Source organism: Halorubrum alkaliphilum, assembly GCF_017873815.1.
In the GTDB taxonomy this organism is placed as follows: domain Archaea; phylum Halobacteriota; class Halobacteria; order Halobacteriales; family Haloferacaceae; genus Halorubrum; species Halorubrum alkaliphilum.
This window is the reverse complement of sequence record NZ_JAGGKQ010000001.1, coordinates 131,423-144,010: the sequence shown is the minus strand read 5'-3', so window position 1 is coordinate 144,010 and position 12,588 is coordinate 131,423. Positions and strand designations below refer to the sequence as shown.

General features: G+C 66.3%; 14 protein-coding genes. 8 read left to right on the top strand and 6 right to left on the bottom strand.

Going from position 1 to position 12,588, the window contains the following annotated elements:
- The first annotated feature begins 77 nt into the window (after positions 1-77).
- A complete protein-coding gene (locus J2751_RS00695; protein ID WP_209482537.1) occupies positions 78-524 on the top strand; it encodes a bis(5'-nucleosyl)-tetraphosphatase in 447 nt (148 codons plus the stop codon).
- 54 nt (positions 525-578) lie between these two features.
- The gene (locus J2751_RS00690; protein ID WP_209482536.1) at positions 579-1,634 is read left to right on the top strand and encodes a DUF5787 family protein; all 1,056 of its coding nucleotides are present in this window, start codon (positions 579-581) and stop codon (positions 1,632-1,634) included.
- Positions 1,635-1,654: 20 nt separating this feature from the next.
- On the opposite strand, the gene J2751_RS00685 is transcribed toward J2751_RS00690, so the two are convergent.
- The gene (locus J2751_RS00685; protein ID WP_209482535.1) at positions 1,655-4,726 is read right to left on the bottom strand and encodes an FAD-binding and (Fe-S)-binding domain-containing protein; all 3,072 of its coding nucleotides are present in this window, start codon (positions 4,724-4,726) and stop codon (positions 1,655-1,657) included.
- A gap of 149 nt (positions 4,727-4,875) precedes the next feature.
- On the opposite strand from J2751_RS00685, the gene J2751_RS00680 reads away from it, so the two are divergent.
- The 3 genes from J2751_RS00680 (at position 4,876) to J2751_RS00670 (ending at position 8,091) form a co-directional block, all read left to right on the top strand.
- A complete protein-coding gene (locus J2751_RS00680; RefSeq protein ID WP_209482534.1) occupies positions 4,876-5,412 on the top strand; it encodes an LUD domain-containing protein in 537 nt (178 codons plus the stop codon).
- On the top strand, positions 5,405-7,651 hold the full coding sequence (locus tag J2751_RS00675; protein ID WP_209482533.1) for an LUD domain-containing protein: 2,247 nt from the start codon (positions 5,405-5,407) through the stop codon (positions 7,649-7,651). Before J2751_RS00680 ends, J2751_RS00675 begins: the two co-directional genes overlap by 8 nt.
- A gap of 128 nt (positions 7,652-7,779) precedes the next feature.
- The gene (locus J2751_RS00670; RefSeq protein ID WP_209482532.1) at positions 7,780-8,091 is read left to right on the top strand and encodes a PRC-barrel domain-containing protein; all 312 of its coding nucleotides are present in this window, start codon (positions 7,780-7,782) and stop codon (positions 8,089-8,091) included.
- Between the two features lie 29 nt (positions 8,092-8,120).
- Here the strand turns inward: J2751_RS00670 and J2751_RS00665 are convergent, their stop codons facing one another.
- Both J2751_RS00665 and J2751_RS00660 read right to left on the bottom strand, forming a co-directional pair.
- Positions 8,121-8,447 (bottom strand): hypothetical protein, encoded by a 327-nt coding sequence (locus tag J2751_RS00665; protein ID WP_209482531.1) that lies wholly within the window; start codon positions 8,445-8,447, stop codon positions 8,121-8,123.
- Positions 8,448-8,531: 84 nt separating this feature from the next.
- On the bottom strand, positions 8,532-8,948 hold the full coding sequence (locus tag J2751_RS00660) for an MPN domain-containing protein (protein ID WP_209482530.1): 417 nt from the start codon (positions 8,946-8,948) through the stop codon (positions 8,532-8,534).
- Positions 8,949-9,621: 673 nt separating this feature from the next.
- Between J2751_RS00660 and J2751_RS00655 the strand changes: the two genes are divergently transcribed.
- On the top strand, positions 9,622-10,008 hold the full coding sequence (locus tag J2751_RS00655; protein ID WP_209482529.1) for a hypothetical protein: 387 nt from the start codon (positions 9,622-9,624) through the stop codon (positions 10,006-10,008).
- Complete coding sequence (locus J2751_RS00650) at positions 10,005-10,373, top strand: hypothetical protein (RefSeq protein WP_209482528.1); 369 nt, start codon at positions 10,005-10,007, stop codon at positions 10,371-10,373. Before J2751_RS00655 ends, J2751_RS00650 begins: the two co-directional genes overlap by 4 nt.
- 164 nt (positions 10,374-10,537) lie before the next feature.
- Here J2751_RS00650 and J2751_RS00645 read toward each other — a convergent pair whose 3' ends face one another.
- The 3 genes from J2751_RS00645 to J2751_RS00635 form a co-directional block, all read right to left on the bottom strand.
- Positions 10,538-11,230: a hypothetical protein gene (locus J2751_RS00645; protein ID WP_209482647.1), complete on the bottom strand. Its 693-nt coding sequence runs from the start codon at positions 11,228-11,230 to the stop codon at positions 10,538-10,540.
- A gap of 52 nt (positions 11,231-11,282) precedes the next feature.
- A complete protein-coding gene (locus tag J2751_RS00640; RefSeq protein ID WP_209482527.1) occupies positions 11,283-11,843 on the bottom strand; it encodes a thioredoxin family protein in 561 nt (186 codons plus the stop codon).
- 79 nt (positions 11,844-11,922) lie between these two features.
- On the bottom strand, positions 11,923-12,234 hold the full coding sequence (locus J2751_RS00635; protein WP_209482526.1) for a hypothetical protein: 312 nt from the start codon (positions 12,232-12,234) through the stop codon (positions 11,923-11,925).
- A 131-nt stretch (positions 12,235-12,365) separates the two neighbouring features.
- Here J2751_RS00635 and J2751_RS00630 point away from each other — a divergent pair, with 131 nt between their 5' ends.
- Complete coding sequence (locus J2751_RS00630; RefSeq protein ID WP_209482525.1) at positions 12,366-12,563, top strand: hypothetical protein; 198 nt, start codon at positions 12,366-12,368, stop codon at positions 12,561-12,563.
- The last annotated feature ends 25 nt before the right edge of the window (positions 12,564-12,588 follow it).

Genomic DNA, 12,588 nt, shown 5'->3' with positions numbered 1-12,588 from the left:
GGGCGAGAGGGCCGGAGACGGGCGAGGAACCGCGGAGTCCGACACCCTCTTTAGGGGTGGTTGCTTACCCGAGGGTAATGACGGTCGAAGCGATAAGCGCTGGAGCCATCCTCTTCCGCGATACCCGCGGCGAACGGGAGTACTTGCTCCTGAAGAGCCGGCCGGGGGACTGGGAGTTCCCCAAAGGCGGGATCGAGGGGGACGAGGAGCTCCAGCAGACGGCGATCAGAGAGGTATCGGAGGAGGCCGGGATCGAGGATTTCCGGCTGATCGACGGCTTCCGACGGGAGTACGACTACGTGTTCGAGGCCGGCGGAAACACGATACATAAGACGGTCCACCTGTTCATCGCGCGCTCGTTCGAGGCCAGCGCCGAGCTCTCGAAGGAACACCGCGATCTCCAGTGGCGCGACTACGACCAGGCCATCAACACGATCACGCAGGACGGCCCCCGTGACATCTTAGAGGAGGCCCACGAGTACCTCGACGAGCTACAGGAGGAGGCCGACGGCGACTACGTCTGAGCGGCGGTATCGCGGTCACCACCCGCCGCCATCGACGCCGACCCGACCACTACCGTGATCCTCGATGCCGAGTTCGGGTACGAGCTGCTTGTCTGTCGGTACGCCGAGTTAGCGTGGCACCCGGACGGCGAGCCGCGGCCCGCGATCGTCTCCAGACAGCTCGGAACGCGGGATCGACGCTGGGACACCGTCGTGATCGAGGTCGACCCCGGCGGGTTCGCGGCCCGTCGACGCTTCGGCGACCGGACGATCGACTCCGATCTCCTCCACGTCGTGCGACACGCGCCCGCCGACTGGGCGTGGTACCGCGACGCGCTTCCGGATCCGGGCTACCCGTGGCGATACGTCCGGCAGGCGGCCCATCGCGCGGCCGGCCGCGACCTGATCGAGACGCGACGACGGGGAAACCGCATCGAGATCCGCCGGATCCGACCGTATCCCGACTGGGTGAGGCGAATCGTCGCGATAGAGAACAAACCCGACCTCGACCGGTCGGCTGCGGACGCGCTCGCCGACCAACTCGCCCACGACGTCGACATCGCCCTCGCCGACGAGGTGTGGTTGGCGACGGAGTCGACCGGTGGGAGGGTCGAGCCCGCGCTCCTCCGGTCGCTGCCGGTCGAGGCCGGAATATTGACGACGCGGTTCGGTGAGACGGAGCGCGAATTCGCCGCCTGTAACGAGCGTGCGACCGTCGACGGCGACACTACGACCGTCGACGCCGACGCCGCGACCGTCGACTGGTTCCCGAGCGACCTCGCGCCGAACGGGCCAAGCGGTCGTGATCCGGAGACGGTCACACGCCGGCTGGAGATAGCCGAGCGGGCGTACGGCAAGGGCTGGCGGTCGTATCACGACACGATGCGTCCGGACTGCCGGTATTTCGAACTCCAGCGGGCGGGGCGCGGCCTGGTTCCGTACTGTAGCGCAAAGGATCGGTGTCCCACCAACAGGGAGTGTGCCGGCTCGTGTTCCTCCTTCGCGCCCGAGCCGCCAGCGTGGCGAACGAAGGGGTGGCCGATCGAGGGCGGTCCCGGAAAGGGAATACGGGCGCTCCTGAACCGTCGTCGCGAGCGCGTCCGCGACCGGTTCGAAACCGAGAACGACTGATACTGACGCCGCCGCGGAGCTCACCCGAGCGCGGCGGCGAGCTTCTCGACCGGATGGGGCGGCTCCTCGCTTGCTCCTTCGCGCTCCTTCAGCTGGCTGCTACACGACGCGCCGGGCGCGACGACGACGTCGCCGTCGCTGTCGGCGACTTGGTCGAAGAGTATCGAGCCGATCGATCGGCTCATCGAGTAGTGTTCGGCCTCGTAGCCGAACGAGCCGGCCATCCCGCAGCAGGTGGAGTCGAGGGGGTCGACGCCGTAGCCGGCACGTCGGAGGACGCCGACCGCGTGGTGGTCCTTCTTTGTCGCCTTCTGGTGACAGTGGCCGTGATAGGTCAACGTCTCGCCGGGTGCGTCGAACCCGAGCGACTCGTCCAGCCGGAAGGCGTCGACGTATTCCATGACGCCGTACGTGTTCTCCGCGAGCACCTCGACGTCCGCGTCCGGCACGTCGCTGGCGTCGCCGCCGAGCAGATCGTGGTAGTCCGACTGGAGCATGACGGCGTCGGAGGGCTCGACGACGACGACGTCCCAGCCCGTCGCGGCGTCGGGCGCGAGCGTCTCGACGGTCTCTCGGGCGGTCGCGCGCGATCGGTCCAACAGGCCCTTCGAGTGGGGTGGCCGACCGCTCCCGGTCACGTCCGGGATCCGAACGTGACAGTTCGCGGCCTCCAGCACCCGTACTGCCGCCTTCCCGGCACCCGGATTGGTGTAGGTTGTGTACACGTCCGGAAACAACATCACGTCGCGGTCGGCCGCGGCACGCGAGACCGCCGGCCCGCCGCGGGCGTCGAACCAGTCGATCAGGTTCTCGGAGCGGAACGTCGGGAGGTCGCGATCGCTCGCGATGCCGAGCGTTCTCTCTAAGAGGGCCCCCATGCCCGGAACCTTGCTTGGAACGTTCGAGAGGGGTGCGAGCTTGGATCCGAGCGGGGCGAGCCGTTCGAACTCCCCGAGCAGCCGCGTGCGGAGGTCGACGCCGTGTTCCTCGTGGTGGGCGTGTTCCACTTCTGCTTTCAGCTTCGCCATGTCGACGCCGCTGGGACAGTCCTTCGCACAGCCCTTACAGCCGACACAGAGGTCCATCACCTCGGAGACGAACTCGTCATTCGTCGGGTCGTCCGGGAGTTCGCCGGATATCGCGCCCCGCAGGGCGTTCGCCCGCCCCCTCGTCGACTGGATCTCCTCCTCCGAGGCGCGATACGTCGGACACATCACGCCGCCTGTCGTTTCCTGCGGCCCGCGACAGCCGCCACAGCCGTGACAGAGCTCGATCATTCCCTGCATTCCGTTCTCGTTCGCCCACTCCATCGCGGGGTCGAAACCGGCGTCGACCTCGTACTCGGAGTCGAACCGTAGGTTCTCGGTCATGTCGACATCGCCGCAGACGCTACCGGGATTGAGCAGCCAGTCCGGGTCGAAGGCGGTCTTGAGATCGCGAAACGCCGACCAGAGGTCGTCGCCGTAGAGCTTCCGGTTCCACTGGGTGCGGGCACGTCCGTCGCCGTGCTCTCCCGACACCGACCCGCCGAGACGGACGACAGCGTCCGTCACCCGGTCAGCGATCTCCGCCATCGTCTCGACACCCTCGACGTCTTTCGTGTTGATCAGCGGTCGGATGTGGAGCACACCCGGGCCGGCGTGTGCGTAAAAGGAAGCGAACGTGTCGTGATCGTCCAAGATCTCTTGGAACTCCCGGGTGTATTCGGGGAGGTGTTCGGGCGGGATCGCACAGTCCTCGATGAAGGCGATGTGTTTCTCGTCCGTGGTCCGTGACAGCAGGATCGGAAGGCCTGACTTCCGCATCTTCCAGAACTGCTCGCGTCGGTCCGGATCGTGCGCCTCCATGGCGTCGACTGCGCGGCGCGGTTGGTCGGTCGTCGTCGCGGCCTCGGGGTCCGGGTCCGCCGCGGTCAACGCGCCGCCAGTCGCTTCGACGACCCGATCGGCAACGAGGTCAGCCACCTTCTGTCGCCCGGCCGCGTCGCTCTCGGCGTAGAACTCGACGAGGAGGACGGAGTCGGTCCCCTCGGGCAGCGTCGCGACCACGTCGGCGAACTCCGTCGTGTCGGCGGCCAGCCCGAGGAGGACATCGTCCATCACCTCGACGGCCGCGGGGTCGTGTTCGAGTATCGGCGCGACGTCCTCCATCGCGTCGAGCAGGTCGTCGTAGGTGAGGAGGGCTACGGCCTTCGTTTCGGGGATCTCCACGAGCGAGAGCGTCGCTTCTGTGACCGTCGCGAGCGTCCCCTCGCTGCCCGCGAGCAGGCGCGCGAGGTTGACGATGCCTTCTTCGCCGTACTCCCCGCGATGGTCCGCGAGCAGGCGGTCGAGGTTGTACCCGGAGACGTTGCGTTTCATCTCCGGGAACCGATCGTCGATGGCCTCCGCCTCCTCGTCGAGGATCCGGACTACGTCGGCATGGATCCGCGGCAGCAACTCGTCGCTCTCGGGGTCGGCAGACTCCCGGAGGTCCTCGACGGCGACCTCGCCGAACGTCGTCACCGTCCCGTCCGCGAGGACGACCTCGGCTTCCTCGATGTAGTGGTCGGTTTTCCCGTACTTCAGCGAGTGTGCGCCGGTCGTATTGTTTCCGATCGCCCCGCCGACCGCCGACTTGTCTCGCCACGCCGGGTCGGGTGCGAACTTCAGTCCCGCGTCGGCGACCGCCGCGTTGAGGTCGCCGATGTACGCGCCGGCCTCCGCGCGGGCCGTCTTCCCCTCGGTGTCCGTCTCGATGACCGCGTCCATCTCCCGAGTGAGGTCGAGAACGACCGCCTCGTTGACGGTCTGACCCGCGAGTGAGGTGCCGCCGCCGCGGGGCAACACCGGGATCCCCTCCTCGAAGCAGTACTCGTGGACCGCGGCGACGTCCGCGGTTGACTCCGGGAAGACGACGCCGATTGGGGTCACCTCGTAGGCCGAGGCGTCCGTCGCGTACAGCCGTTTGGAGTAGTCGTCGAACCGTACCTCGCCCGCGACCCGCTGTTCGAGCGCGTCGACGATGTCGGGGCGCTCCGTCCCCCCGCCGGTGTAATCGAAGTCGCTCCCCTCGCGTGGATCGGGAATCGACTCCGAGGAGTGTGTCGCCATGTCACAACCTCATGGTCGAACCGGTAAAAGCACGTGGGGACGTCCTCGCGAGTCGGGGACGCGACTCCCGTCGTCGGTTCCCGGCCGGACCGATCGGGCGTACAGCGGGCCGACACAAGAACCAAATACTCGCCGTCGAAGGGTCCGATATGTCACTCTCCGACACCACGACGTTTACCCGGAGACTCGACGACCTCGGCGTACGCGTCGCTACGGGGCCAGCGGATGCGTGTGCGGAGTTAGTCGCAGCGGCTGCGGGGGAGCCGGCCGTCGGCGCCCCGCTTGACGTGCCGGAGGCGTCGCTGCCGGACCACGTCGAGACCGATCCGACGACCGCCGACCTCCGCGCGGCTCACACCGGCGTCACCGGAGCGTCGCTCGGGATCGCCGAGTACGGAAGCGTCGCGATCGAGTCCGATCGAACCGGCACCGAACCCGTGAGCCTGTTCGTCGACCGCCACGTCGTCGTGCTCCGTGAGGACGACCTCGTCCCCGATATGCCCGACGCGTTTGCGTGGCTCGGCCCGCGAGCACGGGACGAGTCGGTCGATGTCGTGTTCGCCACCGGTCCGAGCGCCACGGCGGACATGGGGGGACTGGTCCACGGCGCACACGGGCCGAAGGAGGTTCACGTGGTGTTGCTTGAGACCGAATCCTCCCGACACGTGGAGGATACCGATGAGTAGCGACGTCGACCGCGCGGCACGACTCCGCGAACTGATGACGACCGAGGGCGACGCGGTCGCGGAGAACACCCGCGGCTTCAATGCAGGCCGATACGAGTCGACCGGCCGCCTCGACGACTACGAGGCGCTGAAAGCGGAGGCCCGATCGATAAAGGAGGACGCCATCGAGCGGCTTCCGGAGCTGGTCGACCGGCTGACGGAGCAGGTGGAGGCGAACGGGGGGACCGTTTACCTCGCGGACGACGCGGCGGACGCCAACCGGTACGTTCGAGAGGTCGTCGACGAGCGGGACGCCGACCGCGTGGCCAAATCGAAGTCGATGACGAGCGAGGAGCTGGAGGTGAACGAGGCGCTCGCGAGCGACGGCGTTGACGTCGTCGAGACGGATCTCGGCGAGTGGGTGCTTCAGCTGGCGGAGGAGGCCCCCTCCCACATCGTCGCCCCCGCCATCCACAAGTCCCGGGAGGCGATCGCGGAACTGTTCGCCGAGCGGTTCGACCCCGATGACCCGCCGGAGACCGCGGAGGAACTGACGATGTTCGCCCGCGAGCGACTCGGCGAGCTGATCGAGGACGCCGACGTGGGGATGACGGGCGCGAACTTCATCGCGGCCGATTCGGGCACCATGCTCCTCGTCACCAGCGAGGGCAACGCCCGGAAGACGGTGACCGCGACGGACACCCACGTCGCGGTCGCGGGCGTCGAGAAGGTCGTTCCCACGGTCGAGGAGTTCTCGCCGTTCGTCGAGCTGATCGGTCGGTCCGGGACGGGACAGGACGTGACTTCTTACATCTCGACGCTGACACCGCCGGTCGATTCGCCGGTGCCGAAGTTCGACAGCGACGGGAATTCCCTCGCCGACGGCTCGGGCGACGATCGCGAGTTCCACCTCGTGCTCGTCGACAACGGCCGGATGGCGATGCGCGAGGACGACGAGCTCAAAGAGACGCTGTACTGTATCCGGTGTTCGGCCTGCGCGAACTCCTGTGGCAACTTCCAGAGCGTCGGCGGTCACGCGTTCGGCGGTGAGACGTACTCCGGCGGCATCGCCACCGGCTGGGAGGCGGGCGTCGAGGGGCTCGACGTCGCCGCCGAGTTCAACGACCTGTGTACCGGCTGCTCGCGATGCGTCCCGGCCTGCCCCGTCGGGATCGACATCCCGTGGATAAACACGGTCGTCCGCGACCGGATCAACCGCGGCGAGGCCGAGTCGAGCCAACTCGACTGGGCCTTCGAGGAGTTGGTGCCCGACGAGGAGCCGGGCGGCCTCGACCTCGGAACGCGGCTCGTCGGCAACTACGCGACCCTCGCGGAGTGGGGGAGTCGGACCGCGCCGATCGCGAACCGGCTCGCGAACGCCGGACCGGTTCGGGCGGTCCTCGAACGTGTTGCGGGGATCGACCGCCGCCGGGAGCTCCCCGCGTTCGCGGACGAGTCGTTCGTCGACTGGTTCGACGCCCGCGGCGGGCCGGCGGTGTCGGCGGCGGCCGCGACCCGAGAGGCTGTCGTCTACCCCGACACGGCGACGAACTACGTCGATGTCGACCGGGGGAAGGCGACGGTCCGGGCGCTGGAGTCGCTCGGGGTCCACGTGCGGGTGCCCGACCTTCCGGGAAGCGGCCGACCGCCGCTCTCTCAAGGGATGGTCTCGACGGCCGAAAGCGCTGCCGAGAACGTTTCTTCGGCCCTCTCGTCGCATCTCGACGCTGGGCGCGATGTCGTCGTCATCGAGCCAAGCGACCTCGCGATGTTCCGCCGAGAGTACGGGAGGCTCCTCGATCCTGACGCACACGAACGGCTCGCCGAGGCCAGCTACGACGTCATGGAGTACCTCTTCGGGCTCCTCGAGAACGGCGGGGATCCGGACGCGCTCCGGTTGCCCGGGACGGCCGATGGGCCCGGCTCGTCCGAGACGGCCGACACCCGATCCGGAGTCGCGTATCACCCGCACTGTCAGGCCCGGACGATCGGGGTCGGAGAGCACGCGACCGCCGTGTTGGAGCGGGTCGGGTACGACGTCCGCGTCTCGGACACCGAATGCTGCGGGATGGCCGGGTCGTTCGGCTACAAGGCCGACTACTACGAACTCAGCATGGACGTGGGCGAGCCCCTCCGGGAGGAGTTCGGCGAGAGCGACCGCGTCGTCGTCGCGTCCGGAACCTCGTGTGGCGAACAGCTCGACGCACTCTGCGGCGGGCCGACCCGCCACCCGGTCGAACTGGTCGCGCCACCGAAATGAACCCGCCCCCGTGACGTAGCCGATATCGGCCCGGAGTCGGGAGTCGCTCCCGTCCACGGTCCGGAGGTGTCAGACGTGCGTCGTTCGACAACGAACGCTTATTAGGCGCGCTCGAGAGGGTATGAGGTATGAACGCTGCCCCGGAGGAGATCACGTCGCTGGTCGGTCGAGAGGTGTACTCGAACAACGGGATGTTCGTGGGTGAGATCGAGGATGTCCGGCTGGACCTCGACGCCCGCGCAGTGACCGGGCTCGCGCTCGCGGAACTCAACCACGAGCTGTTCGCGGGCCGCGCGAGCGGTAACACCGGCGTCATCGTGCCGTACCGCTGGGTACGCGCGGTCGGTGATGTCGTGCTCGTCAACGACGTCATCGAACGACTCGATACCGGAACCGAGGAGCCGGAACGCGAGTCCGAACCCGAAAAGCAAGCGACGTGAACGGGGCGGACGAGCGGGATACGGTCGGCTCAGAAGGGTAGCGCGTCCCGAAGGTCGTCGAGAAACCCGCCGCTGTTCCGTCTCGCCTCGTCGAACACCGGATACAGCGCGTCTAGCAGCTCCGTCTCGTTCTCGAACTCCGACTGTGGAAGTCGATCGACCGCCTCCGCCAGCTGGATCGTTCGACCCTTCGCGTCGTACGGGACGGCCGGATCCCCGAGTGCCTCGACTATCTCCTCGCCCGTCGCCGGAAACGACACGTCCGCCTCCTCGATACGGGCGTCGAGCGCAGCGATGCCGAACTCGATCGCCTCCGGTTCGGAGGATCCGCCGCCGCCGGGTGGCCGTGCTGCCATTGCGCCCCCTTACCGTCTCGGCGCTCTTTAACCTCCGGTTCGCGACCCGATCGGAGAACGTCAGCCTTCGGCTCCGGGGTCGACTCACTCCGGAACGGACTCCTCGGGCGGGACCGCGTCGAGGACAACGAGTTCTATCCCGTCCCCGGCGCGGTCGAACGCGGCGACGTGGTCGTCGTCGTATGGAGGGACGGCGACGATGACGATCGCGGCGAGGTCGTCCGTCTTCGAGAGACCGAGACGCCCGTCCGGATGCGAGAGGAACCGCGCCCGGCCTCGTCCGGCCGGCGTTCCGAGGTCGACGCCGAACACCGCGTTCACCGACCCGCCGACGTCGGCCAGCGTGAAGTGTGTCAGCACCGGCGTCTCCGGGTCAAGGCCGAGTTCCTCGTCGAACTCGCGGGCACGCGTCGCCGAGAGCTGAAGACTCGCTGCCGCCGGGTCGCGGTCGGCGGCGTGTTCGAGCAACACCGTCAGCAGGTCGCGAGTGACGTGGATCACGGACGGCTCTACGGTCCCGACGCGTAAAAGCCCCGTCGCGGGGTGTAATCCCGTGGAACGTGAGTGAGGGGACGATCGGCGGACTGCCAGTGTTCGCAGTGAGACGCCATTCCCTCAGGTCCGGGTCCCGGAGCGTTACGGACGGATCGCCTAGAGATCGTAAAGCTCGGTTCGAATGCGCTTCATGCGTCGGCGTGCTTCCGCGGAATCGGTGATATGGACGACCGCTTGGCGTTCATCGTCGAGGTAGCTGATCGGGTCCCCGTCCGCGATCATCCGGGCAATCGTCCTGTGTAAGTCCTCTTCGGAGTCCTGTCGAAAATGATTTCGACAGAGATGGGAGATCGAAACGTTCGTCGGGTCTGTGTGGCCGAGGCGACAGAGTACATCAAGTAGATCAGCTCGCAAGCCGAGGTACCTCTCATCGTCTCGGCTCGCCCCTGCGTTCATATATCTGTCCCACTTAAGCCAGACTCTTTACTATTCTGCTCGGGTCGATGTGATCTCATACGTCGTTGCTCAAATGGAACTGACAGTTGCGCAGATGGAACAAAATATATGTATACGGCACATATCGGTAACCGATATGGTGACTCATAAAGACGGTCACGGCCGGTACGCGGACCTATCTCCGTTTGTCCGTCTGTTGGGTACACGAGGCCGGGTACAGATATTGGACACGCTCATCAGCAAACACTACGACGCGCTTACTGCTGGCGAGATTGCGGAGTACACCGGCATCTCAGAGAGTACGTTCACTCGGAATAAAGACGAGCTCCTCGATCTCGAAATGGTGGAGGAGATCGACGGTGAAAGCGGAGCGACACGCTACACGATCAATGAAGATAACGAGGTCGTCAAGACGCTGGTTCGGTTTCACATCGACCTCTCGGAGCATGCGGAACGTATCTTGGATACGACCTCTTCCGATCGAAGGGATCTCGTAGCGACCCTCGCACAGCAGTCACTAAAACGAACTGCGGACAGCAGTGCGGACGAGCGTGACGACGCACGTGATCTCTCTCCGGAAGTCGTTTCCCGCGTTCGTTCCTCATCATGATAACACGCGATCTCGAAGGCGAACGGAGGCCGCAATACACGGTACTGATCTTCATAGATCAGGAAACCAGCGAGGAGATCGCTCGACTACCCGAAGAGGGAACGCTATCGGTCCCCGATGTGGGTGAATCAGTACACCTCTCAACGATGGAGTTGGTCGACGAGGGAGACGGCGAAATGGCGCGGGAGAAGGAGACACAGGAGTACACCGTCGAATCGCGATCACACGACTATTCGTTGTTGGAGTACGGCGGCGACGAGGCTGAAGAGATTCCCAGTGGGGACCAACTCTACGTCTTCATCTCGTTCGAAGTGTCCGAAGTCGAGTTCGATACGGACTCCGAAGCGGAAGCGCTAACGGGATGACGATCGCGAGGAGACCGTCATATCACGTTTGTTCGCGCCCGGATCCTCCCCCTCGCTGGGGTAGGTTTAGCTGGCATCGATAGGACGACGAAGGCTATGGTTGACGCGTCCGACAACACCCTGATTCTCACACGTCATGCTGTTTCCTTCCGATCTGGAGACGCTTAGAGCCCGAGCGCGGATCGGAGCGTCTTCGCGTAGAGTCCCGGTGCGTTGCTGCGGGACGCGTCGAGCGCGTGCTCGATCGCTTCCGGCGCGTGGTCGAGGACGCCGACACCGTGACCGACGAGGACGCGGTCGGGATCGAGCCCGGTAAGCGATTTCCGGGGTGGCGTCAGTCGAAGCATCGGGTGGACGCCGAGTCGCTCGTCGTCACCACGGAAGTACGACGACGAGCCGAGCGACTCGGGGACGACGAGCGTCTCGCCGTCGAACAGTCCCACCTCCTGCCACGGGGGAAGCGAGGAGTTCCGGATGCGGATCGTCTCGAACCCGGAGTCGGCCAGCCGACCGCTGAACCGGCGCACCGGCGCGTCGATCTCGTCGGCGACGCCAGTCATCCACTCGGGAACGTACACCGGAACGTCGTGACGGGTCGCGATCGCCGCGGTGTCGCGTTTGTGCCGGTCGAGACCGACGACGACGCCGGCGACGCTCCCGAACTCCGCGAGGAGGTCGTCGAGTCCCGGCGCGTCGAGAGGATCGATCACCCACACGTCGTCCGTCTCGGTCTCGTCGTTCGGGACCGCGAGCGCGTGGCTCGCCCGCTCCATCGTCTCTTCGGGGTACGCGATCCAGCCGACGCCGCGATCGAAACGATCGATCTCATGAAGCGCCGCCTCGCCGCTCTCCTTCATTCCCATGAGTGGCTTTCGGGCGGCAGCCATTTCAACCCGTCTTCCGGTCGTCTCACTCCTCGGGCCACTTGATCGAGCAGCCTCGGGAGGGGCGGTCCGGCACGTCGACCCGCTCGCCTGCGAGCACGGAGTCGACGGCGTCGCGAACGTAGCACTCCGTGGGTTCGTCGTCGGGGTTCATCGCATCGTCCAGTCGGCCGTGGTACCGGAGCCGCCAGTCGCCGTTCTCGCGACCGAACAGGAACGGGTCGGGCGTACAGACCGCTCCGTAGGCGGCCGCGACCTCGGCGGTCTCGTCGCGGAGGTACGCGTCGTAGGCGATCGTGCCGTCCGCGACGTGCTCGCGCATCGCTTCGAGGGAGTCCTCGGGGTACTCCTCCGCGTCGTTGGGGTTGATCCCGACGACGGATAGATCGTCGTACTCCGCGGCGAGCTCGTTCAGCAGGTCGAACTTGGCTTTTGCGTACGGGCAGTGGTTACACGTGAACACGACGAGCAGCGCGTCCGTATCGAAGGAGTCGAGCGTCCGCGTCTCGCCGTCGACGCCCGGCAGTTCGAAGGCGGGGGCCGCGTCGCCACGTTCGAGCTCGGAGTCGGATTCTTTCAGGACCATGTATGCCGGTTGCGTCGCCGGGTGCAAAGTCTTTCCGTCCGGGTGGACGGAGTCGCCGGCGATACGGACGACGTGCCCGTCACGCGGACGCGGAGAGCCCGACGGCGACCCGAACGAGAAGGACGAGTGCGAGCCACCCAGCACCCGCGATCGTGAGGATCCCACCGATCACCGAGGCGTCGTGGAGAAGCGTCGGAACGACCGAGAGCGATTCGGGATCCGTACCGAACGGGGTCCGATCGAACCACGTCGACAGCTCGGCAACGACTCGCTGCCCGTACGCGCCGAGATGAACGCCGACGCTCGCGAGGAATCCGACCGTGACGACGACCGCCAGAAGCCGGATCCATCGCGTCGCCCGTCGCGCCGTGTGTGTCTCGTTCGGCGACATGTGGCCGCTGGCCGCCCGATCCGGTTTAAATTCGAGCCGACGGTCGTCCGGCTCGGCGGCGATCCGTCCGGTCCGGTGGCGACTCGGACGGTCCAGTTTGAATTTATAAGTGCCGTACTCGTAGTACGGCTATGTCCACGAGAACGCCGAGCTATCGGACGCTACGGCTGTTGTGTGGAAACGCGGTCGGGATGGTCGCCTTCCTCTCGGCGTACGTCGTCGCGAGGGATCCGATCGTCGCGCTCGCGGCGGGTCTCGTCGTCGGGGGGATCGGATACACCGCGTCGGTCGTCGTCGTCGAGTACGCCGCCGGAGAGGGGAAGGATTAATTCGCCGGACGGACGTGTCTACCTA